Source organism: Acidimicrobiales bacterium (assembly GCA_040219515.1).
Taxonomy (GTDB): Bacteria; Actinomycetota; Acidimicrobiia; order Acidimicrobiales; family Aldehydirespiratoraceae; genus JAJRXC01.
In genome coordinates, this window is the sequence record JAVJSI010000011.1 from 25,030 (window position 1) to 48,501 (window position 23,472).

The 23,472-nt window shown below is 70.3% G+C and carries 23 protein-coding genes; 20 read left to right on the plus strand and 3 right to left on the minus strand.

Annotated elements, in window-relative coordinates; translation table 11 throughout:
* The first annotated feature begins 6 nt into the window (after positions 1 to 6).
* Positions 7 to 393: a DUF3040 domain-containing protein gene (locus RIB98_09815; GenBank protein MEQ8841266.1), complete on the plus strand. Its 387-nt coding sequence runs from the start codon at positions 7 to 9 to the stop codon at positions 391 to 393.
* Positions 394 to 415: 22 nt separating this feature from the next.
* Here RIB98_09815 and RIB98_09820 read toward each other — a convergent pair whose 3' ends face one another.
* The 3 genes from RIB98_09820 to RIB98_09830 are packed head-to-tail and all read right to left on the minus strand — an operon-like array spanning position 416 to position 4,964.
* The gene (locus RIB98_09820) at positions 416 to 2,764 is read right to left on the minus strand and encodes a DUF3488 and transglutaminase-like domain-containing protein (GenBank protein ID MEQ8841267.1); all 2,349 of its coding nucleotides are present in this window, start codon (positions 2,762 to 2,764) and stop codon (positions 416 to 418) included.
* Entirely contained in the window at positions 2,765 to 3,928 is a 1,164-nt protein-coding gene (locus tag RIB98_09825) for a DUF58 domain-containing protein (protein MEQ8841268.1), read from the minus strand.
* Between the two features lies 1 nt (position 3,929).
* Positions 3,930 to 4,964 (minus strand): MoxR family ATPase, encoded by a 1,035-nt coding sequence (locus tag RIB98_09830; GenBank protein MEQ8841269.1) that lies wholly within the window; start codon positions 4,962 to 4,964, stop codon positions 3,930 to 3,932.
* A gap of 104 nt (positions 4,965 to 5,068) precedes the next feature.
* Between RIB98_09830 and RIB98_09835 the strand changes: the two genes are divergently transcribed.
* The 19 genes from RIB98_09835 (at position 5,069) to RIB98_09925 (ending at position 23,438) form a co-directional block, all read left to right on the plus strand.
* Positions 5,069 to 5,956, plus strand: coding sequence for an ROK family protein (locus RIB98_09835; GenBank protein MEQ8841270.1), 888 nt, complete (start codon positions 5,069 to 5,071; stop codon positions 5,954 to 5,956).
* A gap of 8 nt (positions 5,957 to 5,964) precedes the next feature.
* Complete coding sequence (locus tag RIB98_09840; GenBank protein ID MEQ8841271.1) at positions 5,965 to 6,216, plus strand: hypothetical protein; 252 nt, start codon at positions 5,965 to 5,967, stop codon at positions 6,214 to 6,216.
* Positions 6,217 to 6,225: 9 nt separating this feature from the next.
* On the plus strand, positions 6,226 to 6,732 hold the full coding sequence (locus tag RIB98_09845; protein MEQ8841272.1) for an HNH endonuclease: 507 nt from the start codon (positions 6,226 to 6,228) through the stop codon (positions 6,730 to 6,732).
* On the plus strand, positions 6,693 to 7,427 hold the full coding sequence (locus RIB98_09850; GenBank protein ID MEQ8841273.1) for a hypothetical protein: 735 nt from the start codon (positions 6,693 to 6,695) through the stop codon (positions 7,425 to 7,427). Before RIB98_09845 ends, RIB98_09850 begins: the two co-directional genes overlap by 40 nt.
* 218 nt (positions 7,428 to 7,645) lie before the next feature.
* The gene (locus tag RIB98_09855) at positions 7,646 to 8,095 is read left to right on the plus strand and encodes a division/cell wall cluster transcriptional repressor MraZ (protein MEQ8841274.1); all 450 of its coding nucleotides are present in this window, start codon (positions 7,646 to 7,648) and stop codon (positions 8,093 to 8,095) included.
* 173 nt (positions 8,096 to 8,268) lie between these two features.
* Positions 8,269 to 9,279, plus strand: coding sequence for a 16S rRNA (cytosine(1402)-N(4))-methyltransferase RsmH (gene rsmH, locus RIB98_09860; protein MEQ8841275.1), 1,011 nt, complete (start codon positions 8,269 to 8,271; stop codon positions 9,277 to 9,279).
* A complete protein-coding gene (locus tag RIB98_09865) occupies positions 9,279 to 9,758 on the plus strand; it encodes a hypothetical protein (protein MEQ8841276.1) in 480 nt (159 codons plus the stop codon). Before rsmH ends, RIB98_09865 begins: the two co-directional genes overlap by 1 nt.
* Positions 9,759 to 9,814: 56 nt before the next feature.
* Positions 9,815 to 11,638, plus strand: coding sequence for a penicillin-binding protein 2 (locus RIB98_09870; protein ID MEQ8841277.1), 1,824 nt, complete (start codon positions 9,815 to 9,817; stop codon positions 11,636 to 11,638).
* A complete protein-coding gene (locus RIB98_09875) occupies positions 11,635 to 13,041 on the plus strand; it encodes a UDP-N-acetylmuramoyl-L-alanyl-D-glutamate--2,6-diaminopimelate ligase (GenBank protein MEQ8841278.1) in 1,407 nt (468 codons plus the stop codon). Before RIB98_09870 ends, RIB98_09875 begins: the two co-directional genes overlap by 4 nt.
* Positions 13,038 to 14,069 carry a phospho-N-acetylmuramoyl-pentapeptide-transferase gene (gene mraY / locus RIB98_09880; protein ID MEQ8841279.1) on the plus strand — a complete coding sequence of 344 codons (1,032 nt, stop codon included), beginning with the start codon at positions 13,038 to 13,040 and terminating at the stop codon, positions 14,067 to 14,069. Before RIB98_09875 ends, mraY begins: the two co-directional genes overlap by 4 nt.
* The gene (gene murD, locus RIB98_09885; protein ID MEQ8841280.1) at positions 14,066 to 15,391 is read left to right on the plus strand and encodes a UDP-N-acetylmuramoyl-L-alanine--D-glutamate ligase; all 1,326 of its coding nucleotides are present in this window, start codon (positions 14,066 to 14,068) and stop codon (positions 15,389 to 15,391) included. Before mraY ends, murD begins: the two co-directional genes overlap by 4 nt.
* On the plus strand, positions 15,388 to 16,587 hold the full coding sequence (ftsW, locus tag RIB98_09890) for a putative lipid II flippase FtsW (GenBank protein ID MEQ8841281.1): 1,200 nt from the start codon (positions 15,388 to 15,390) through the stop codon (positions 16,585 to 16,587). Before murD ends, ftsW begins: the two co-directional genes overlap by 4 nt.
* Before the next feature lie 3 nt (positions 16,588 to 16,590).
* Entirely contained in the window at positions 16,591 to 17,733 is a 1,143-nt protein-coding gene (murG, locus tag RIB98_09895) for an undecaprenyldiphospho-muramoylpentapeptide beta-N-acetylglucosaminyltransferase (GenBank protein MEQ8841282.1), read from the plus strand.
* Positions 17,730 to 19,103 (plus strand): UDP-N-acetylmuramate--L-alanine ligase, encoded by a 1,374-nt coding sequence (gene murC, locus RIB98_09900; GenBank protein ID MEQ8841283.1) that lies wholly within the window; start codon positions 17,730 to 17,732, stop codon positions 19,101 to 19,103. The genes murG and murC overlap by 4 nt, the downstream gene beginning before the upstream one ends.
* Positions 19,100 to 20,074 (plus strand): UDP-N-acetylmuramate dehydrogenase, encoded by a 975-nt coding sequence (gene murB, locus RIB98_09905; protein MEQ8841284.1) that lies wholly within the window; start codon positions 19,100 to 19,102, stop codon positions 20,072 to 20,074. The genes murC and murB overlap by 4 nt, the downstream gene beginning before the upstream one ends.
* Entirely contained in the window at positions 20,064 to 20,876 is an 813-nt protein-coding gene (locus RIB98_09910; protein ID MEQ8841285.1) for an FtsQ-type POTRA domain-containing protein, read from the plus strand. Before murB ends, RIB98_09910 begins: the two co-directional genes overlap by 11 nt.
* 125 nt (positions 20,877 to 21,001) lie before the next feature.
* A complete protein-coding gene (gene ftsZ / locus RIB98_09915; protein MEQ8841286.1) occupies positions 21,002 to 22,105 on the plus strand; it encodes a cell division protein FtsZ in 1,104 nt (367 codons plus the stop codon).
* 5 nt (positions 22,106 to 22,110) lie between these two features.
* Positions 22,111 to 22,788, plus strand: a complete 678-nt coding sequence (locus RIB98_09920) for a laccase domain-containing protein (protein ID MEQ8841287.1) — start codon at positions 22,111 to 22,113, stop codon at positions 22,786 to 22,788.
* Positions 22,785 to 23,438: a YggS family pyridoxal phosphate-dependent enzyme gene (locus tag RIB98_09925; GenBank protein ID MEQ8841288.1), complete on the plus strand. Its 654-nt coding sequence runs from the start codon at positions 22,785 to 22,787 to the stop codon at positions 23,436 to 23,438. The genes RIB98_09920 and RIB98_09925 overlap by 4 nt, the downstream gene beginning before the upstream one ends.
* The last annotated feature ends 34 nt before the right edge of the window (positions 23,439 to 23,472 follow it).

A 23,472-nucleotide genomic window follows, 5' to 3' on the forward strand; every position in this document is an offset into this window, starting at 1 on the left:
ACGTCGGTGCCGCTTTCCGAGGACGAACAACGGATCCTCACCGAGATCGAGGATCACCTCTACGAGTCCGATCCCGCGCTCGCCCGCGAGGTCGCGCAGACCACGATCTACACCCATGCTTTCCGGAATCTGAAGTGGGCCACCGCCGGCTTCGTGTTTGGCGCGGTGCTCATGGTGATCCTGCTGTCGACGTCGTTCATTCTCGCCTTCGGCGGATTCCTGCTGATGCTGGCCAGCCTCCTGTGGTTCGAGAACAACGCTCGCAAGCTGGGTCGCGCCGGTCTCGAGCAGATGACGGAGAACTTCCGGTCCGGCGGTTTCGGTGATGCCATCGGTGGTGCCGGGTCGCGGATGCGTGAGCGCTTCCAGCGTCCTGACGACATGGACCGCTGACAAGCGCTGACAAGCACTGACGTCAGCGCATCGAGAGTGGCGCGGGTGCCGGCAGCAACAGGGTGCGGGGGTCCATGGTGTCGCCGATCAGGCGGGCTCGGCTGACCTGCGCACGGCAGCGGCGCACGATGTCGGCTGATGCCGCGTGGGCGGCCAGTGCGTGGTCGGTCGCCTCGTCGCCGGTCGAGTACCGCAGCGCGGTGACATGGTCGGCCAGTTGGCGAATCGGACCCAGTTGACGATGGGAGCGTTCGACGACGGACGCGAACTCGTGCGGCGTCTGGGTGGGTTCGTTGACGAGGGCGAGCAGGCGTAGGGCCCGGACCGCGTCGTCCCACGCCACCTCGCCCTGGCCGACGGGGTCGGCGGACACGCGGGCCATCCGGCGCCGGCGCCGGAGGTACTGCACTCCGGGCACGAACCCGAGGACGAGTATCGCCAGCCCGAGGACGATCAGCGCGAGCCGGAGGGCGCCGCCGGGGCCATCGGTGTCGTCACCGGGTCCCGCCCCGCCGGGTGCGCCGAGGATCGGTGGCGTGGTCGTGGAGGGAGGACGGGCCGGACCCGGGGTGAGGTTGCCGGGTTCGCTGTCGGGGTCGGGTGCCGCAGTGGTCGTGGTACTGGGCAGGTTCTCGCCTCCTGCGAGATCGCCGTCCTGCTCGGGCACCGGGAGCTGGGTGATGTCGGCATCGAGACCGCGGCTGCGGCCCGGCGTGGGGTCGAAGACGACCCATCCCACGCCGGCGAAGTACACCTCGGGCCAGGCGTGGGCGTACTTCCCGGTCACCACGTAGGACTGGCGAGCCTCGTTCCACTCGCCCCAGGTGAACCCCACGGCGACACGGGTGGGAATGCCGAGCGAGCGGGCCATGGCCGCGAACGTGGAGGCGAACTGTTCGCAGTAGCCCTCGCCGATCGCCAGGAAGTCGGTCATCGAGTCGATGTCGTGCTCGAGTCGGACATCGAGGTTGTAGGTGAACCGATCGGGGTCGAGGAAGAACCGCTGGAGGGCGAGAACCCGCTCGTGGTCGGTGGTGGCCCCGGCGGTGATCTCGGCGGCCAGATCGCTGATCTCCGTCGGCCAGCAGCCGGTGTCGGCGCTGGACTCGCCCGGCTCGCAGGTCGGCGGGAGTTGGGTGTGCGCCGCGACGAAGCCCCCGTCGAGTCCCTCGTCGGCATCGGCGGGGAGATCCGTGGGTGAGTAGTCGGGGACCTGTGATTCGATCGTGTAGGTCAGCCCTCGTGGGATCTCCTCGAGCCCCCGCTCGACGACGAGGGCGCCGGTGGCGACCTCGTACTCGAGTCGGACGCCGCCGTCGTCGACGATCTCGCTGACCTCGTAGGCCGCCGGCAGGTAGATGTTGCCGAGGTCGGCGATGGTGATCTCCTGGGTCACGGCGTCGGTGGGAACGGTGGCATCGATGTCGCTGTCGACCGGGCCGCGCGCGTCGTCGAAGTTCGAGCTCCGTCGCCAGATCTCGTCCTCGAAGGTGGTGAGCGCCATGAGCCGCCAGTAGTCCTGCTGCGATCGCTCGACCCGCACCGAGAACAGTTCCGTGTCGGACTGGCTGACGAGCGAGGCCGAGATCTCCACCAGTGGACTCAGTACCGACCGGGTGTCCGGTCCGTCGTTGATGGTGGTGATGTCGACGAGGGGTTGGGCCGTCGCCCCGGGGACCTGCGGCGCGACCATGGCGGCGAGGATCACGGCCGCGACGCCGGCCGCCGCCCCGACCCGCAGTGTGGTGCGGACGCCATCGGCGGCACCGCTCGCCACCCAGACTTCTTCGCGGACCTGCCGCTCGGCTCGCAGCGTGAGGAGCACGGCGAGCAGACCGGCGGCGAACAGCGCACCGTGGGCGACCTCGTGACGGTCGAGGCCCAGCAGCGAGGCGAACACGAACACGGCGCCGGCCGGGGCGACGGCCTCGAGCGGGGAACGGAGCCGAAAGGCGGCCCAGTCGGCGAGGAACACCCCGTACCAGATCAGCACGGCGGTGGTGACCAGGAAGCCCCGGAGCGGCGGGACGGGCGCGGCCTCCTCGCCGAACACCCGCCACGCCTCGCGGAGGTCGTCGCCGAGCACCGTCAGCGTCTCGCCGGTGGGGACGATGAGCGCCGACACGTCGGGGTAGAAGACCGCGGTGCCCAGCACGATCAGGGCCACGCCGCTGACCAGGGTGGACCACAGCATCGAGAGCTCGGCGCGGCGACACACGGCGGCGACGACGTGGGAGCCGATGACCAGGACCAGGAGGTCCCGAAGGAACGTGGTGTCGAGGAAGAGGCGTTCGAGCGAGATCGTGACGATGATCGTGAGCGTCGCGAGCGCGACTTCGGCGCTGAGCAGCACGCGGCGACGCAGCTCCATCTAGCCCACCACCGCGGTGGTTCGGTTCCGGTCGAGACGCCAGAGTGCGCCGAGTTGGCCCGGCCCGGTGAGGTGGAGCCAGTCGCCCGTGGAGTGGCCGCCGGTGTCGGCGCCCCACACGGTCGCATCGCACGTGATCACGATGCGGGCCCGCAGGCGCTGGGCGAATGCCACGCGGGCGACCGGATCGCGGGCGATGGCCGGGTCGGTGGTGACGGCCACGACGGTGCCGGCCTCGCTCGGCACCGCGGGATGGATGTGCGTGTTGCCGTTCTCCAGGAGGGCGAGAAACTCGAGGACCTGGTCGAGTTGCGCGTTGCCGTGCACGAGCGGTGTGGACCGGCCGTCGGTGGTCTCCACCCGGGTTGCGTCGCCGGCGGCGAGCACCGACGCCGCCACCGACGCGGCGATCGACGTGGTGATGTCGAGGGCATCGGCGGTGTCGCCCGGCGGTCGGGTGTCGATGGCGACGGTGAGTCGGCCGTGGCGGGGCGGACGGAACTGGCGGACCTGGAGCTCACCCTGACGCGCCGACGACGGCCAGTGGATGCGGCGGAGGTCGTCGCCGGGGGCGTAGGGCCGAAGTCCGTCGAACTCTTCGTCGCTCAGTCCGAGCGACTGCCGGAGTTCCTCGCCGAGCAGCGGGTCGTCGCCGGACGGCACCCGTCGCACGGGGATCTGCTCGATGATCGGGTGGACGATCAGGCGGACGGTGGATTCGAGCAGGTGGGAGCGGTGGGCGAGCCCGAGCGGGTCGACGTCGTCGATCCGCGTCGGGCCGAGGGCGATGACGCCGCGGCGGGTGGTGGGCAGCCGGTACGCGCCCCGGGCGGAGCCCTGGGCCGGAAGGGCCGCGATCGAGAGGTGCACGCCGTGGGTGCCGGTGACGGCATCGTGCAAGCGGAGCAGGGGAGAGCGCGAGGCGGCACGATTGATGATCTCGATGTCGACCCGGGCCGGATCGCCGGCCGGCACCCGGGGCGGCGCGAGCTGCTTGGCGACGGCGATGCGCGAGGGTCGGAGCCGGCGAACGGCGACGGCACCGGCGACGGCCAGCACGGCGGCCGCGCCGGGGATCATGAACTCGAGACCGCCGACCAGCCGACCGGTGAGCAGCAGCACGATCCCACCGGCGAGGACCCCCCAGCCGGCTCGGGTGGGCACGTCAGCTCGACTCGGGCCGCGGAACGGGCACGCCGTCGAGGATCTCGGCGACGACGTCGGAGGGTTTGACGCCGCGCATCCGGACTTCGGGGGTGACGAGGAGCCGGTGGGGCATGACCACCCGTCCGAGCGCCTTCACGTCGTCGGGTGTGGCGTAGGTGCGGCCCTGCGATGCGGCCTGGGCCCGGGCGACCCGCTGGAGCGCGAGGACGCCCCGGGGGGAGAGCCCGAGCGACAACGAGCCGTGGCGACGGGTCGCCTCGGCGAGGTCGAGCAGATAGGACCGCAGCGCCGGTGCGACGTAGATGTTCTCCAGCGACTCGGACATCTCACGGATTTCGGCGGCAGTGACCACCGGCCGGAGGCTGTCGACCATCTGGGCCACGCCGCCCTGGCGTTCGAGGATGACCTGCTCGGCCTCGCGGGCGGGGTAGCCGATGCTCAACCGCATGAGGAACCGGTCGAGTTGGGCCTCGGGCAATGCGTAGGTGCCCTCGTGTTCGATGGGGTTCTGGGTGGCGATCACCATGAACGGCGAGCCGACCTGATGCGTGACCCCGTCGGAGGTGACCTGCCGCTCGGCCATGGCTTCGAGGAGCGCCGACTGCGTCTTCGGCGAGGCCCGGTTGATCTCGTCGGCGAGGAGCACGTCGGAGAAGATCGGACCGGGCCGGAACTCGAACGTCTCTGCCGATCGGTTCCACACCGACATGCCCGTGACATCGGTGGGAAGCAGGTCCGGGGTGAACTGCACGCGGCCGAACTTGCCGTCGACGCTGCGAGCGAGGGCCTTGCCGAGGCTGGTCTTGCCGACACCAGGGACGTCCTCGACCAACACATGGCCGTCGCACACGAGCGCGAGCACGAGCAGGTGGATGACGTCGGTCTTGCCCCGTACGACCTGTTCGATGTTGTGACGGATGGAGGTGAACCGTTCGGCGAAGCCCTCGGAGGCACCATGGCGGGCCGTTGTGGACTCCCGGAGGGTCACCGACCCGATGGCACCGTCGTCGGGATGGTCGTCAGTCGCTGTCACAGAGCCTCCGGCCGCCGTTCCTGTCGGCGCAAAGCGTAGGACGTATCCGGCGGCTCCGGACAGCGGGACACCGTTGCGCCGCGACCACGCTCTATGTTGACCCCGTGGTTGTTGCTCCGATGCCCCCGGCGCTCGCGCTCGACGTGGGCGGCACCAAGTTCGAAGTGGCCCTCGTCGACTTCGACGGGCGGATCCGCGAGCGCCGTCGCGTGGCATCGAGTGGCGCGACCGATCCCGATGAGCTCTTCGCCCGCATCGAGGCGATGATCGAGCCGATGGCACTCGAGGGCGTAGCCGTCTGCGGCGTCGGGTCGGGTGGCCCGATGCGCGCCGGTGGGTCGGCGGTGTCGCCGCTCAACATCCCGGCATGGCGTGACTTTCCGCTGCACGGTCGTATGGCCGCGCTCACGGGTCTCGAGACGTTCGTCGACAACGATGCGAAGGCCCTCGCCCTGGCCGAGGGGTGGAAGGGCGCGGCGCGCGGTGTGCGCAACTATCTCGGCATGGTCGTCTCCACCGGTGTCGGCGGCGGCATCGTGCTCGACGGGCGGCTGCTCGACGGCGACGAGGGCAACGCCGGCCACATCGGCCACGTCGTGGTCGAGCCGGAGGGGACACCGCTCCCGGGGCACATCAGGGGTGTGCTCGAGGCGGAGGCCAGCGGCACCGCCATCGCGTTTCGCACGGGCAGACCGGCCGAGGACGCCGACGAGGCAGAGCGCATTCGGGCGGGCACGATGGTCGGCCGGGCCGTGGGCTCGGTGGCGAACCTGCTCGATCTCCAGCTCGCCGTGGTCGCCGGGTCGGTGGCCCTGGGTTTCGGCGAGGTCTTCTTCGCCGCCGCGCAGAGGGAGGTCGATCGCGTGGCGACACTGCAACACTCGAAGGGCACCCGGATCCGGCCGGCCGAACTCGGCGCCGACGGTCCGTTGATCGGGGCCGCGGCGGTCGGCTTCGCCGGGCTCGGTCACGATCTCCTGGACCGACGGTGAGGGCGGCGATGCTGCTCCGCGGGGCCCGGGCCGTGGCCGGGCATCCACCGCTGTGGGGCACCGCGCTCGTCGAGTTCCGCCGGATGCTGCCCGACGACTGGTGGCGTCGACCGCCCTTCCTCCCCGTGCCCGATGCCGCAATGCTGGCGTTCCGGGCGACGACGCAGTACGGCGACGGCAGTCGTGCCCCCGAGCCACACGATCTGGTCGCCTGGCTGCGATGGTGCAAAGCCGAGAACCGCCGGGACCGGATTCGGTAGGTTCTTGCGATGGCCGGGGTCCTCGTTCTCAATGCGACGTTCGAGCCCCTTGCCGTCGTCCCCACCCGCCGAGCGATCTGCCTGATCCTGGCCGAGAAGGTGGAGATGCTCGAGCACTCGGGACGCCTTGTCCGTTCGGAACGACTGTCCGTCGACGAACCGTCGGTCGTGCGGCTCAGCCGCTACGTCCACGTGCCCTATCCCACGCACCGCTCGCCCAATCGGCGGGGTGTGCTGGCCCGAGATGCGCACCAGTGTCAGTACTGCGGTGGTCTCGCCGAGACGATCGACCACGTCGTGCCGCGGAGCCGTGGTGGCGGCCACACCTGGGACAATGTCGTCGCCGCGTGCCGTCGCTGCAACGGCGGCAAGCGCGATCGCCTGGTCGGTGAGACGACCATGCGGCTTGCTCGTCCCCCGGGCCCGCCGCCGCCGAGCACGTGGATCGAGGTCGCGGCCGGGTCGGTTCCCCACACGTGGACGCCCTACCTCACTGCGGATCGCCGCAGCGCGTGATCGACGATCTCTCCTGGCACTGGGCGATGCGTCATGGCCGCGCCGCCGATCTCCACGATCCGGCGCCACCGACACAGGCGACGCGCACCGTGTGGGACATGCGGGTGAGCGAGCCGAGCCTGGTGCTCGGCAGCACTCAGGCCTCGGAGGACGTCGATGCGGCGGCCGCCGCCGCGGCCGGTATCGCGGTCGGTCGCCGTCGTAGTGGCGGGGGAGCAGTGCTGCTGATTCCCGACGAGCACCTGTGGCTCGACGTCTGGTTGCCCGCCGCGGACCCGTTGTGGCTCGACGATGTGGGTCGGGCGGCCGACTGGCTGGCCGCGGTGTGGGTCCGGGCGCTGCGCTCCCTCGGCACCACGGACCTCCACGTGCAGACGGGACCACTCGAACGCGGGGCCTGGGGCCGCCAGGTGTGCTTCGCCGGGATCGGACCGGCCGAGGTGACCGTCGGAGGACGAAAGCTCGTGGGCATCAGTCAGCGCCGCACGCGGGATTGGGTCCGGTTCCAGTGCCTGGTCCACGAGCGCTGGGATGCCGCAACGACCTTCGGGTTGCTGACCCGACCCGGCGCCGCCGTGGCCGGTACCGACTGGGCGGACCGTGTCGGCACCGCCGAGGCGTCGCCCCTGCGGTCGGCGTTCACCACGGCGCTGTCGGCGGCCGCACCGGCGATCGAAACGCCCGTCGAGCGCTGACGCCGGCGGCCGCACCACCAGCCGGTCGAGCGGAAACTCACGCAGTGTGGCCACCGGCGGGCCCACGCGCGCTCGTGGTGGGGTCTTTGGCGAACGCCTGTTCGTTCGCGCTCATCGTGGAGGAAAGGGGGAGGAAATGCTTGCCATGGTGGGGGGAAAGGGAGTAGCGTGGAGCGACATGGAGTCCAGGGGACCGACAGTGAGGAAGGGGGCAGGCCATGGCGGGAAACGCACGCTTCGTGGGAAACTTCGAGCACACGCTCGACGACAAGGGCCGGCTCATCCTCCCGTCCTCCTTTCGGGCGAAGCTGGCCGAGGGTGCGATCGTCACGGCGCTCGACCGCTGTCTGGCGATCCTTCCGGTCGAGGAATTCGACCGGATGGCCGACGCGCTCGAAGCGCGGGTGTCGGCCGGCGAGGTCGAGATGAATGCCCTTCGCGTGTTCTCGAGCAACGCCGACGAGGTCGTGCCGGACTCGCAGGGGCGAGTGCGCCTGCTTCCTCATCTTCGCGAGGCAGCCGGCCTCGACCGGGCAGTGGTCGTCACCGGTGTGCTGCGCCGCATCGAAGTGTGGGATCCCGAGCGCTGGGCGAACGTGTCGCCCGCCGGCTCCGAGAAGTTGGCCGACGCCATCGAGCGTGGCCACGGTGCGGCGGCTCGCACATGAACCGTCGCTCACCCATCGATGAAAGGAGCGTGCCGGGCCTCCAGGTCTGACCTTTGACGACTCGATCATCTGCAGTCTTCCGACCGACAAATGGAAGACCCGTACTCCGCCCGCTTGCCATTAGTCCGACCGGGGAGAAATCCCGGCGGACGCCGTCGGTCGGGAGACTGCAGATGACCGATGTCGACTCTTCAGTCGACCTCGACGGCGTTGGCGATTTTCTCATGTCCGACACGCCCACCGACGACCCCGCAGCGGGTTTCGCGCACGATCCGGTCATGCGGGCCGAGGTCGTCGCCGTGCTCGCCGATGTACCCGACGGGGTCGTCGTCGACGCCACCCTCGGTGGTGCGGGCCACGCACTCTCGCTTCTCGGCGCCAACGACGGCATCTCGCTGATCGGTCTCGATCAGGACCAGATGGCGCTCGACGCCGCCGGTACCCGGCTCGCTCCCCATGGCGACCGGGTCACTCTCCACCACCGACGATTCGATGCCATCACCGAGGTGGTCCGATCGCTCGGTGTCGATCACCTGTCGGGATGTCTGTTCGACCTCGGCGTCTCGTCGCCGCAGCTCGACACCGCCGATCGCGGATTCAGCTTCCGTCACAGCGGGCCACTCGACATGCGAATGGACCAGCGGAGTGCGACGACAGCGGACGAACTCGTCAACACACTCGACGAAGGCGCCCTCGCGTCGCTGCTGCGCCGCCACGGCGACGAGCCGCACGCCCGCCGTATCGCTCGCGCCATCGTGGCCGCCCGGCCGATCGTCACGACCGCCGAGCTCGCCGATGTCATTCGCGAGGCGGTCCCCGCCGCGGTTCGCCGCAAGGGCGGGCACCCCGCCCGTCGCAGCTTCCAGGCGATTCGCATCGAGGTGAATCAGGAGCTCGAGATCCTCGACGATGCCATCCGCCAGGCGATCGAACTGCTCGCCCCCGAAGGCCGATGTGCCGTCCTCGCGTACCACTCGGGCGAGGACCGGATCGTCAAGCATCGCTTCCGCGATGCGGCAGGGGAGAGGCCCCCGCCCCGTCACGATCTGCCGCATCCGCCCGGCTACGTGGCCGAGGTCCGACTGCTCTGGCGGGGCGCCCGCAAGCCGTCGGCCGAGGAAATCGCTCGCAATCCGCGCGCCGAAGCCGCTCGCTTCCGCGCCGTCGAGAAGCTGGCCGCCTGATGGCTGCGCCGACGAGCGCCCGCGCCACGGCTCGTCCGAGCCGGCGGTCGACCAGGGCCGAACCCGGGAAGGCAGACCTCCGCATCGTGCGGCCCGAGGATCGGGCCCGCACCGTCGGTGCGATCAGCACCATCGTCGCCTGCTTTTTCTTCGTGGTGTTGTTCGCGCTCGCCGGACTGCACGCCGTCGTGGTCCAGACCCAGGCCGAACTCGACGACATCAACGCCGACATCACCGCGCTCGAGGAGCTTCGGGTCGAACGTCAGGCGGACCTCGCGTGGGCGCAGTCGGCGGTGGGCCTGGAGACGACGGCGCTCGCGGCCGGTTACGTGCCCGCGGCCGACACCGTCATCCTCGCACCGGTTCCTCCCGGTGAGCTCACGCCACCGGCCTCGTTCGATCCGTTCGCGCCGGGCGCAGGCGCGGCAGCCGGGACCGACGCGGCGGAGACCGCCACACTGGCGGGGAACCCCGGGTGACCGGCGGCCGACGGGGCACGAAGAGGGCGAGGAAGGTCGTCGCCGCTCGTCCCGCCGTGAGCAAGCCCCGCGTCTTCGCGCTGCTCGTCGTTCTCTCGCTGGTGGCCGGCGCGTTCAGTTGGCGACTCGTCGACCTGCAACTGACCCCCGACGCGGCGCTCGCCGACGAGGTGGGCAGCCAGGTGCGCAGCGACACGATCCCGGCCCCGCGAGGCCAGATCGTCGACCGCTTCGGGCGGCCGATCTCGTTCTCGCTCCCCCGACCGACGGTCGTTGCGAACCCCCGTCTCCTCCAGGCTGCCGACGTGGCCGACGAGACCGTCGACCTCCTCGACGAGGCCGTCGCCTCGCTCGCCCCGCTCCTCTCCACCGACCCGGTCGAGTTGCGCGATCGACTCAGCCGCGACAAGGCCTACGTCAACCTCGAACGTCAGGTCGACCCCGAGATCGGCGAGGCCGTCGAGGCCCTGGCCATTCCCGGCGTCTACCTCGTCGAGGAGCAGCGCCGCGAACACCCGCACGGCGACTGCTCGGGCATCGCGGTCGTCGGCCGTGTCGACGTCGACCAGGTCGGGATCTCCGGGCTCGAGGAGACCTACGACGACCTGTTGACGGGCGACGCCGGCACCGCCGTGCGACAGACCCAGGCCGGCGGCAGCGTGCAGATCCCCGGTGGTTTCCGCATCGTCGAGCCGATGGCACCGGGCACCGACCTCGCACTGACCCTCGACCGCAGCGTGCAGTTCCGGGCCGAGGAACTCCTCCAGACCGCGCTCGACGAGGCCGGCGGCGATCGCGCCATCGCCATCGTCTCGGATCCCATCACCGGCGAGATCCTGACGATGGCCAACGTCACCCGCGATGACGAGACCGGGCTCGGACGGTGCACCACGACGAATCTCGCGGCCACATGGGCCTACGAGCCCGGCTCGATCATGAAGGCGCTCACCTTCGCGTCGGTGTTCGAGAACGACGCGTGGCCCGAGTTCCTGCCGATCGAGGTGCCGCGGGTTCTCAGGATCGATCTGGGGGCCGAGGGAACGTTCCCGTACACCGACATCAACATCCCCGGCGAGGCCGAGGAGCACACGCCCGAATGGGCGCTGGCCAAGTCGTCCAACAACGCCACGATCATCATGGCCCAGGAGGTCGGTCCGGACGCGCTCTACGACACGTTCGTCGACCTCGGCCTCGGCCGGCCCACCGGTCTCGACCTCACCGGTGAGGCGAGCGGCATCCTCGACTCGCTCGACAGCAACGCACTCGAACTCAGCAACGCCGCCATCGGACAGGGCGTGGCCGTCACGCCGCTGCAGATGCTCATGGCCTACAACACCATCGCGGCCGGTGGCGTTCGGGTCGAGCCGACCCTCTTGGCGGAGCCCCTCGCGAACGGCGACGACATCGCGGTCGACCGCGTGCTGTCGGCGGAGACCGCCGCCACGCTCATGCGCATGCTGACCGAGGTGGTCGACGGCGGTACCGGTCATCGGGCCGAGGTGGCCGGCTACACCGTGTCGGGCAAGACCGGCACCGCGTGGCAGCCCTGCGACGTGGGCTACTTCTGTGACGACGGCACCAAGCACCGCACCGCGAGCTTCGCGGGGATCGTGTCCAACGACAGCGGTCCCGCGCTCAGTGCGATCGTCGTCGTCGACGGCATCGCCGATCCCGACGCAGGCGGCGGATCGGTGGCGGCACCGGTGTTCGCGGAGCTGGCGGCCTACGCCCTCCAGCAGATGCGAGTGCCGCCGTTGTCCGACGGCGAGGTGCCCGACCGGGTACGGGCGTCGGCCGCGGTGCCGGTCGTGGCGACCGATGCCGACGGGGCGACCGATGCAGCCGGGGCGTCGGAGACCGCCGCCCAAGAGTCACCGTGAGCGCGCGACTCGACGCCGTCGCCGAACGGCTCGGCGTGACGCTCTCGGCGCGCGACTCCATCGTGGTGGTCGACGATGTCGAGCACGACTCGCGTCGGGTGCGGCCTCGCTCGCTCTTCTGCTGTGTGGTCGGTGAACGCAGCGACGGTCATGACCATGCCGCCCAGGCGGTTGCGGCCGGCGCGGTGGCGCTCGTGGTCGAGCGACCGCTCGGCCTGGGCGTTCCCGAGTTGTTGGTGCCGACGGTGCGACGGGCCATGGGTCCGGCGTCCTCGATCGTGCATGGTGACCCCAGCACCGACATCGCCGTGGTGGGGGTCACCGGCACCAACGGCAAGACGACCGTCGTGCGCCTCGTTGCCTCGATCCTCTCGGCGATGGGGGTGCGGGCCCGCGAGATCGGCACGCTCACCGGGACCCGCACCACCCCCGAGGCGCCCGAACTGCAGCGGCTCTTCGCGGAGGCCCGGCGGGTCGGCGACCAGGTCGTGGCGATGGAGGTGTCGTCCCACGCCCTCGACCAGCATCGGGTCGACGGCACCCATTTCCGGGTGGTGGGGTTCACGAACCTCGGCGTCGACCATCTCGACCACCACGGCACGATGGACGACTACTTCGACGCGAAGCGTCGTCTGTTCATCGACAAGTTCGCCGAGTTCGCGGTGATCGACACCCGCACGGTGTGGGGCCGGACGCTGGCCTCGACGGTCGAGATCCCCCATGCGATCGTCGACGACGCCCATCTCGTGGACGCCGAGACTGGCCCGTTGGCGTCCAGCTTCACGTGGCGGGACGTGCGGGTGGAACTTCCCCTGGCCGGCATCTTCAATGTCGCGAACGCGATCATGGCCGCGGAGATCGTGCACGGGCTCGGCCATTCCCCGGCCGACATCGCGGCCGCACTGGCGAGCGCACCGACGGTGCCCGGTCGGTTCGAGACGATCGACGAGGGCCAGGAGTTCTCGGTGGTGGTCGACTACGCCCACACCCCCGACGGGTTGGAGGCCGTGTTGTCGGCCGCGCGGGCGGTCACCGAACGGTCGCTGGTCGTGGTCTTCGGCGCGGGCGGTGACCGGGACCGATCGAAGCGGCCCAAGATGGGCGAGGTCGCCCGCCGTCTCGCCGACCGCGTCGTGGTCACCAGCGACAACCCCAGGAGTGAGGCTCCCGAGGTCATCATCGCGGGCATCGTGTCGGGCATGGACGACCCACCTGAGCTGGTCGAAGTCGATCGCCGCACGGCGATCCGCCACGCACTGGCCGGCGCACGCAAAGGTGATGTCGTGTTGATCGCCGGCAAGGGTCACGAATCCACCCAGACCATCGGTGACGAGGTCGTCGACTTCGACGACCGTGACGTCGCTCGTGACGAGCTGCGTCGACTCGGAGGCCGGCGTCCGTGACCCGTCTGCTCATCGCCGCGGCGATCTCGATGATGGTGTCGCTGTTCGGCACCAAGTGGTTGATCAGGTGGCTGACCGAACATCGCATCGGGCAACCGATCCGCGACGACGGCCCCGAGGGTCATCACCTGAAGGCGGGCACGCCCACCATGGGCGGGATCACCCTCGTGCTCGGCGTGGTCGCCGGCTATGTCGTGTCGGACATCGTCGGCGGCGGGGTCTACACGCGACGAGGAATTCTCGTCGTCCTGGCAATCATCGGGGGTGGCGCCGTCGGGCTGATGGACGACTGGATCAAGGTCGTGGCAGCCCGCAACCTCGGGCTGAGCAAGCGGGCCAAGATGCTCGGACTCCTGATCGTCGCGGTCAGTTTCGCCTTCCTGATGTCGGAGTTCACCGAAGTCGACTACTCGATCTCGTTCACCCGGTTCGACAATCCCGACTGGGAGATCGGTCGTTGGCTCTGGATGGGCTGGGCCGTCCTGCTGATCGCCGGCACGACCAACGCCGTCAACCTCACCGATGGGCTCGACGGTCTGGCCTCCGGTGCGGCCGCACTGTGTTTCGCGGCGTTCACCGTCATCGGCTTCTGGCAGTTCCGTCACTTCGACACCTACAACAACACCGCAGCGCTCGACCTCGCGGTCGTGGCGGCCGCGATGGTCGGGGGCATCGTCGGCTTTCTGTGGTGGAACGCGCCACCGGCGCAGATCTTCATGGGCGACACCGGTTCGCTGGCGATCGGCAGTGGGCTCGCGGCCCTGGCCCTCGCGACCGAGACCCACCTGCTGCTGCCGGTCGTCGGCGGGCTCTTCGTGATCGAGACGCTCTCGGTGATCCTCCAGGTGATGGTGTTCAAGCGATTCAACGGTCGCCGGCTCTTCCGCATGGCGCCGATCCATCATCACTTCGAGCTGAGCGGGTGGCCCGAGACGACCATCCTCATCCGACTCTGGATCATGTCGGGCCTGTGCACCGCCGTCGGACTCGGACTCTTCTACGCCGACGCGATCGCGGAGAACCTGTGAGCACGAACCTCACCGCCGGTCCGCGTCGCGCCCTCCTCGTGGGCATGGGCATCACCAACCGCGCCGTCGCCGGGGCCCTGATCCGCCGTGGCCACTCGGTCGTCGCGGTCGACGACAACGTCGACGATGTCCTCCGCTCGGCCGCCGCCGACCTCGGTCTCGAACTCGTCGAAGCACCTGAGGCCGAGGTGCTCACCGATCTCGCCGCCGACGCCGACTTCGTCGTGCCCGCGCCCGGTCTGCCCGAGAGCCACCCGGCCTTCGCGCTCGCCATCCCGATCCTGAGCGAGCTCGATCTCGCAGCGGCGTGGGACCAGCGACCGATCGCGGCGATCACCGGCACCAACGGGAAGACGACCGTCGTCGAACTCTGTGTCGCGGCGCTCGAACGAGCGGGCATCCGTGCGGTCGCCGCGGGCAACACCGACGTGCCGCTCGTGGCGGCCATCGATCAGCCCGACATCGAGGTGTTCGTGGTCGAGGCGTCCTCCTTCCGGCTCGCGAAGTCCGGCGACTTCATCTCGCAGGTGGGCACCTGGCTCAACTTCGCGCCGGATCACCTCGACATCCATCGCGACCTCGACAGCTACGAGCAGGCCAAGGCCCAGGTCTTCCGCACGATCGCACCGGGCGGCACTGCGGTGGCCAATGCCGCCGACCCGGTGGTCATGCGCCACGTCCCGACCGACCGCACCGTCGTCACGTTCGGCGGACCCACGGCCGACTGGCGGGCCGAGGGCGACACCCTCATCGGCCCCGACGGACCGTTCACCACCACGGATCGCATGTGGCGGTCGCTGCCCCACGACGTCGAAGACCTGCTCGCCGTCGCCGCCACCGTGGCACCATTCGGTGCGCCGGCATCGGCGGTCGCGGCCGCCGCCGCCACCTTCTCCGGACTCCCGCACCGCGTCTCGCCCGTCGCCCAGATCGGCGGTTCGACCTACTTCGACGACTCGAAGTCGACCACTCCCCACGCCACCGTCTCCGCCCTGCGAGGGTTCGACAAGGTGGTGCTGATCGCCGGAGGACGCAACAAGGGCCTCGACCTCACCGAACTGACCGAGGGCGCCGAGCACGTGCATGCCGTGGTCGCCATCGGCGACGCCGCGGCCGAGATCACTGCGGCCTTCGAGTCGACCCACACGGTGGTCCAGGCCGACTCGATGGATGCCGCCGTCGCCGCGGCCCGCGTGCTGGCGTTCGGGGGGTGTCCCGTGTTGTTGAGCCCGGCCTGTGCATCATTCGACTGGTATCGCAACTACGGCGAGCGGGGCGACGACTTCATCCGAGCGGTGCGGAAGCTGGAGACCGAATCATGACGGCAACCGAGAACCGCCCGCGGCGGCAACAGAAGGTGGCCGCTCGCGGCCGCCACCCCGCGTCGCGGGTCGCGGCGGATGGCCGCGGCCCCCGGCGACCGGTCGGCCGCCGCACCGGACCGTTCCTGGTCCTTTTCCTGGCCGTGACCGCGCTCGTGCTGCTGGGCGTGGTGATGACGCTGTCCGCGTCGGCCGTCGTCAGCATCAACACGTCCGACAGCGCATGGAGCCTCTTTCGACGTCACGTGATGTGGACCTGCATCGGTGGATTCTTCCTCTTCGCCGCGATGCGCGTCGACTACCGCCGCCTCCGTGTGCTGTCCACCCCGGCGGTCGTGGGTTCGCTCGTCCTCTTGTTGGTGGTCCTCGTGCCGGGCTTCGGGGTGAACGTCTATGGCGCCACTCGGTGGATCGCCGTCGGTCCTCTCTCGTTCCAGCCGTCAGAACTCGCGAAGCTGGCGCTGGTCCTCTTCGCGGCCGACATCCTCAGTCGTCCGTCGCGCGACATCGAGAACACGGCCACGACACTGCGGCCGGTCGTGGCGGTCACCGTGCTGTTCATCTTCCTCCTGATGCTCCAACCCCACCTCGGCAACTCCGTCGTGATCGCGATCTCGGTCGGGAGCATGTTGTTCCTGGCGGGTACGCCGCTCCTTCATCTCGGCGGGCTCTCGGTGATCACCGCGGTCGGGCTGTTCGGCGCGATCGCCGGCACCTCGTGGCGTCGCCATCGCTGGGACGTGTTCATCGATCCGTGGCGTGACCCGGGCGGGCTGGGCTACCAGCCGCTGCAGTCGCTCCACGCCATCACCGTCGGTGGGCTCACCGGCGTCGGTCTCGGTGCCAGCAAGGCCAAGTGGGGGTTCCTGCCCTTCGCCCATTCCGACTTCATCTTCGCCATCATTGCCGAAGAGCTCGGGCTGCTCGGCGCCGGGGCGGTGGTGCTGCTGTTCATCATCATCGGATTCGCCGGTGTCGTGGTCGCCCTGCGTGCCCCCGATCGTTTCGGCATGCTGCTGGCCCTGGGCATCACCATGTGGATCGTCTCGCAGGCGTTCCTCAACATCGGCTCGGTCACCAAGGTCGTGCCGGTGGTGGGGGTCACCCTGCCGTTCCTCTCGTTCGGTGGCACCTCGCTCGTGGTCACGCTGGCCGCCGTCGGCGTGTTGCTCAACATCGCTCGCCAAGGTCGCTGATCGATGGTCGAGACAGGCCGTCCGTGGGCGGCGATCGCCGGTGGCGGCACCGCCGGACACGTGTCGCCCGGACTCGCGGTGGCCGAGGAGATCGTGCGTCGTGGGGCCGAGCGGTCCGATGTGGTGTGGATCGGTTCCTCACGCGGGCTCGAGGCCCGCCTGGTGCCCGACGCCGGCTTCTTGCTCACGGCCCTCCCCGGTCGGGGAATCCAGCGGCGACTCACGCCGACCAACCTCGTGTCGATCGCCGGCCTCGTCACGGGTGTCGTCCGGGCTGTCGTCGGATTCGCCCGTCATCGTCCCTCCGTGCTGGTCGCCCTGGGTGGCTACGCCTCGGTCGCCGGCGTGATCGCCGCGGTTGTGTGGCGGGTGCCGATCGTGCTCACCGAGCAGAACGCGGTGCCGTCGGTGGCCAACCGGCTCGCGTCCCGGTTCGCCAAGGCCTGTGCGACGCCGTTCCCCGACGTCGACCTGCCGAACGCCACGTGGACCGGTAACCCGGTGCGCCCGGAGATCGTCGCAGTGGATCGCGCGGCCCAGCACGACGACGCCTGCACGACCCTCGGGATCGACGCCGGCCGGCGGGTGTTGCTGGTCATGGGCGGATCGCTGGGCGCCCGGCGTATCAACCATGCGCTCTTCGATGTGTTGCCGGCCTGGCGTGAGCGCGAGGACCTCGCCGTCCACCACATCGCCGGGGCGAGAGATCACGACGAACTCGCGGCCCGTGTCCCGATCGACCCCTCCGACCCCCTCGACTACCGACTCGTCCGCTACGAAGGCGACATGGCATCGGTCTACGCCGCCACTGATCTCGTGCTCTGTCGCGCCGGAGGCAACTCCGTGGCCGAACTGGCGGTCGTGGGGCTGCCGTCGATCCTCGTCCCGCTGCCCGGCGCCCCCGGCGATCATCAGACGGCGAACGGCCGGGCCCTGGCCGACGCGGGCGCCGCCGTGCTGGTCGCCGACGATCAACTCGACGCGGCTCGCCTGCGGGCCGAGGTCGAGTCGCTGCTGGACGACGCCGACCGTCGTACCCGGATGGCCGAGGCCGCGGCGGCCATCGGACGTCCCGATGCGCCCGCTGCGATCGTCGATCTCGTCGAGGCCCACGCCCGTCGCCCTCTTCCCGGAAGTTCACGATGACCCCCGATCTCAGCTCTCCCCGACGCATCCACGTGGTCGGCGCCGGCGGTGCCGGCATGGGCGCCATCGCCTCGGTCCTGCACCGAATGGGTCACCGCGTCACCGGCACCGACCTGAAGGACGGCCCGGTCGCCGAACGTCTCCGCGCCGACGGCATCGAGATCGCGATCGGCCACGACGCCGACCATGTCGGCGACGCGGAGATGGTGGCCATCAGCACCGCGATCCCCGACCACAACCCCGAGGTGCGGGCCGCTCGTGAACGAGGGCTCGAGGTCCTGCGCCGAGCCGACATCCTTCCGGCGATCTCCGCCGAACGACGGACCATCGCCGTGGCGGGCACACACGGCAAGACCACCACGAGTTCCATGCTCGCGCTGGTGCTGGTCGAGGCCGAGCTGCGCCCGTCGTTCATCATCGGTGGCGACGTCAACGAGATCGGATCCGGTGCGGTGTGGGACGACGGTGAGTGGTTCGTGATCGAGGCGGACGAATCCGACCGGACGTTCCTGTCGCTCGGCGCCGAGATCGCCGTGGTCACCAATGTCGAACCCGACCATCTCGAGACCTACGGCAACGACCCGGCCGTGCTCGCGGCCGCGTTCGAGGAGTTCGCCGGTGCCGCCCGCGCCGCGGTGCTGTGTGCTGACGACGCCGGGTCCGCCGCCCTCGCCGCGACGGTCGGCGGGGTCACCTACGGCACCAGCGAGTCGGCCGACTATCGCATGACCGATGTCGAGCGGCATCGGTCGTCCATCGCCTTCACGCTGCGCCACGAGGGCGTGGAACTGGGCCGGATCAACCTGCCCACACCCGGCCTGCACAACGCCCGCAACGCGGCGGCCGCCGCCGTCACGGGGTTGCAGCTCGGCGCACCGATGGATGCGGCGATTCGCGCGCTCGGTCGCTTCGGCGGCGTCGCCCGCCGATTCGAGTTCCGGGGCGAGGCCGATGGTGTGGTCTTCGTCGACGACTACGCCCACCTGCCGACCGAGGTGGCCGCCGCGGTCGAGGCGGCCCGGGACGGCGATTGGGATCGGGTGGTCTGTGTCTTCCAGCCCCATCGCTACAGCCGCACGGCCGCGCTGTGGCAGGACTTCGCCGATTCGTTCGCCGCGGCCGATCTTCTCGTGCTCACCGATGTGTATCCGGCCGGCGAGACGCCGCGCCCGGGCGTCACCGGGAAGCTCCTCGTCGATGCGGTGCTCGACGCCCACCCCTGGGCCAACGTCGCCTACATGCCCCGGCTCGACGACGTGCAGGACTGGCTGGCCGATCGTCTGCGACCCGGTGACCTCTGCCTCACGCTCGGCGCCGGCGACCTCACGAGCATCCCCGACGTCGTCATCGAACGACGTCGAGCCTCGTGACCGACGACCTCGCCGCGGCGGTCGACGCCTTGCGCGCCGGCCCGCTGGCCGCCCGCCTGGAGATCGACGCGCCCATCGGCGCCCGTACCACCTACCGCGTCGGCGGCCACGCGGCGGCGCTGGTGACGCTCGAGTCGTTCGACGACGTCGACGCCCTCGCCGAGGTGCTTCGCGGTCGGGACGTCGCCGCACTCGCCCTCGGTCGTGGGAGCAATCTCCTGGTGAGCGACGACGGTTTCGCCGGCATCGCCATCGTTCTGGGCAACGGGTTCGCGGCGATCGAGATCGACACGTCAGCGACCGGCACGGGCTCCGACCCTGCCGCGCTCGTCGTCTGCGGGGCCGCGGCGAAGCTCCCGGTGGTCGCACGGACCACCGTGCAGGCGGGCCTCACCGGGTTCGAATGGGCCGTCGGTGTGCCGGGATCGGTCGGGGGCGCGGTACGAATGAACGCGGGCGGTCACGGCGCGGAGATGGCCGACTCGCTCGTCGACGCCGAGGTGCTCGATCTGCGGACCGGATCGCTCGCCGTCCGGTCGCGAGCTGAACTGGATTTCGGGTACCGGCGCGCCGCCGTGCGGCCCTGGGATCTCGTGCTGCGTGCTCGGCTCGGACTCGACGAGGGCGATGCCGCCGCCGGCAAGGCCCAAATGCTCGAGATCGTGCAGTGGCGGCGGGATCACCAGCCCGGTGGACAGAACGCCGGATCGGTCTTCAGCAATCCCGAGGGTGACAGTGCCGGTCGACTCATCGACGCGGCCGGTCTGAAGGGCCTGCGTATCGGCACCGCCGAGGTGTCCGAGAAGCACGCGAACTTCATCCAGGCCGATGCCGACGGCCGCGCCGCCGATGTGCGGGCCGTGATGCTGGCGATCCAGCGGGTCGTGCTCGATCGCCACGGTGTGGCGCTGCAGCCCGAGACACATCTGGTCGGTTTCCCCGACGACGGGGCGGCGCACCATGGCGATTGACCCCCGGATACGAGCTCGCCGCACCGCGGTGCGGCGCGCCGAAGGGCGGCGACGGCTGCGCTTCCTGCTGGTCGCCGTGGGCTTCGTGGCGTGCGCCGTCGGTGCGTGGGCGCTCACCCGTACCCCGTTGCTCGACCTCGACCATGTGCACTACGACGGCGTGACGGGATCCGACGCCGAGCAGGTGGTCGACGCCGCCGCGCTCGCGTCCGGCACCGCCATGTTCGACCTCGATCTCGGTGCCGTCGAGCGTGACGTGGCCGCACTGCCGTGGGTGGAGACCGCGACGGCCGAGCGCGAGTGGCCCGGCACCGTCCGGGTGACCGTCCAACCCCGCACGCCGGTCGCCGTGATCGGCCTCCCCGGCCGCGAATCCGTGCTCGTCGACGCGAGTGGTGTCCTCGTTCGTCCCGCGCCCGAGGTCACGACCCTTCCCCGTGTGGCCATCGAACCGAGCGTGGGGCTCGGCGAGGTCGACGAACCCGCCCGTCCGGGCATCGCCGTGGCGCTGGCGCTGCCCGAGGATCTCCAGCCGTGGGTCGAGGCCGTCACTCTCGCCGACGGTCGGCGCAGCGACGGCCGGGTCGTTCTGGGCCTCGACCTGCTCGGGTCGGCCTCGGTGCACCTCGGCGCCGGTGACTTCGTGGACGACAAGTTGGCCGCGGTCAGGTCGGTTCTCGAGGGTGTCGATCTCTCGTGTGTCGAGGTGATCGACGTCGCCGTGGCCGATCTCCCGACGGTGACACGTGGCGATCTGTGCGCCGACGAGACCTCCGCCGAGACGGGGAACGGCGATGCGTGAGCCGTCCGCTCGTGCGAGCGTCCGCCCAAAACGCCCGTTTCTCGTATACCGTCGGCCCCCGATTCGCACGTTCGTCGTGCGGCGGTCGGCTTCCCAACCGCTCACTCAACGAGGATTCGTTTCCGATGTCTGATCCGCAGAACTACTTGGCCGTCATCAAGGTCGTCGGCGTCGGCGGCGGCGGTGTCAACGCCGTCAACCGGATGATCGACGCGGGCCTCAAGGGCGTCGAGTTCATCGCCGCCAACACCGACGCCCAGGCGCTGCTGATGAGCGACGCCGACGAGAAGCTCGACATCGGTCGGGACCTCACCCGTGGGCTCGGCGCGGGCAGCGATCCCGAGGTCGGCCGGCAGGCCGCCGAAGAACATCTCGACGAGATCCGCGAGGCCATCCGAGGCGCCGACATGGTGTTCATCACCGCCGGCAAGGGTGGCGGCACCGGCACGGGCGCGGCGCCGGTCATCGCCGAGGTCGCCAAGTCCGAGGGGGCCCTGACCATCGGTGTGGTCACCCGGCCCTTCGCCTTCGAGGGCCGACGTCGTTCGGTGCAGGCCGAGCAGGGCATCCAGAAGCTGAAGGAGAAGGTCGACACCCTCATCGTCATCCCCAACGACCGACTCCTCACGGTGGCCGACAACAACACCTCGGTCCTCAATGCGTTCAAGATGGCCGACGAGGTCCTGCTGCAGGGTGTGCAGGGCATCACCACGCTGATCACCACACCGGGTCTGATCAACACCGACTTCGCCGACGTGCGCACGGTCATGACCGACGCCGGCAGCGCCCTCATGGGCATCGGCCAGGGCACCGGCGAGGGCCGGGCCATCACCGCCGCTCGCGCCGCCATCTCCAGTCCTCTGCTCGAGGCGTCGATCGAGAACGCCCGCGGCATCCTCCTCAACATCAGCGGCGGTCCCGACCTCGGTCTGCTCGAGGTCAACGAGGCCGCCGAGATCATCCACGCGGTGGCCCACCAGGACGCCAACATCATCTTCGGTGCCGTCATCGACGACGAGATGGGCGACGACGTGCGGGTCACGGTCATCGCCGCCGGCTTCGATCGTTGGGACGACAGTCCCCGTTCCTCCACCTCGGTGTCGAGCGGTCCGTCGTCCGACCCCGGCGAGCCCACCGGCGAGGTGCCCATCGCCGACGTCTTCGCCGGTGACGACGACGATCTCGACCTGGGCGACGACGACTTCGACGTGCCCTCCTTCCTCAAGTAGCGGCGATGATCGAGCGGCGCCTCCCCGCAGGGCCGCACCACGAGGTCCGGGTGCGGTGCAGCTCCCGAGCGGACGGCGACTTCCACATCGACCGTCCGGCCGCCGAGCTCGCGTCTCGTCGCGCCGCCTTCGCGCCGGCGCCGTGGACATGGCTGCGCCAGGTCCACGGTCCGCGGGTCGTGACGGTCGACGCGCCGGGTGAGCACGCCGGCGCCGAGGCCGATGCCGGCGTCACCACCACGACGGGCGCGGTGCTCGCCGTGCAGACCGCCGACTGTGTGCCGGTGGTGCTGGCCGCCGCGGGTGGTCTGGCGGTCGCCCACGCCGGCTGGCGGGGTGTCGTGGAAGGGGTGATCCCCGCGGCGGTCGAGTCGCTGCGGACGCTCGCCGACGGCGAGATCACGGCCTTCGTCGGCCCGCGTATCGGCGTGGGCCACTACGCGTTCGGTGACGACGATCTGGCCGAGGTGATCGCCGTCGCCGGTCCGTCGGCGCGGGGACGGACGGTCGAGGGCCACACCGCGCTCGACATGACCGCCGCCGTGCTTGCCGTGCTGGCGGATCTGGGTGTCGGGTCGGTCGATGTTCTCGACGCCGACACCGCCGACGACGAGTGGTTCTCCCATCGGGTGCGGGGCGACGCCGAGCGTCAGGTCACCGTGGCGTGGATGGTCGAGCGATGATCGACCCCGGCGAGGTCGCCGAGCGCCTCGAGGTCGTGCGTGCCCGCCTCCGCCAGGCCGGCGGTGAGGCCGTGAGGGTCGTCGCGGTGACCAAGGGATTCGGGGCCGACGCCATCGAGGCTGCGGTATCTGCGGGTCTGCACGACGTGGGCGAGAGCTACGCGCAGGAGGCCGTGGCCAAACTGGGCGAGGCCGACGTCGGCGCGAATCCCATCGTGCATTTCATCGGTGGTCTCCAACGCAACAAGGTCCGCAGGCTGGCCGGCGTCGTCGACGTGTGGCAGAGCGTCGACCGGGTCGCCCTCGTCGACGAGATCGCTCGCCGCTCGCCGGGTGCGCGGATGATGGTCCAGGTCGACATCTCCGGCGAGGAGGCGAAGGGGGGATGTCCACCCGACGAGGCCGGCGGCCTCGTCGACCACGCAGCTGCGGCCGGCCTGGTGGTGGAGGGACTGATGGGAATCGGACCCGTCGGTGAACCGGCCGCCGCCCGACCGGGTTTCGGCCGGCTCCGCCGGCTGGTCGACGACCTCGGGCTCGCCGAGTGTTCGATGGGGATGACCGACGATCTCGAGGTGGCGGTGGGGGAGGGCAGCACCATGATCCGGGTGGGAACCGCGCTCTTCGGTCCGCGCCCGCCCCGGTCGTGAGCGGGATGCCCGTTTCTGGCGGCCCGGGGCGACT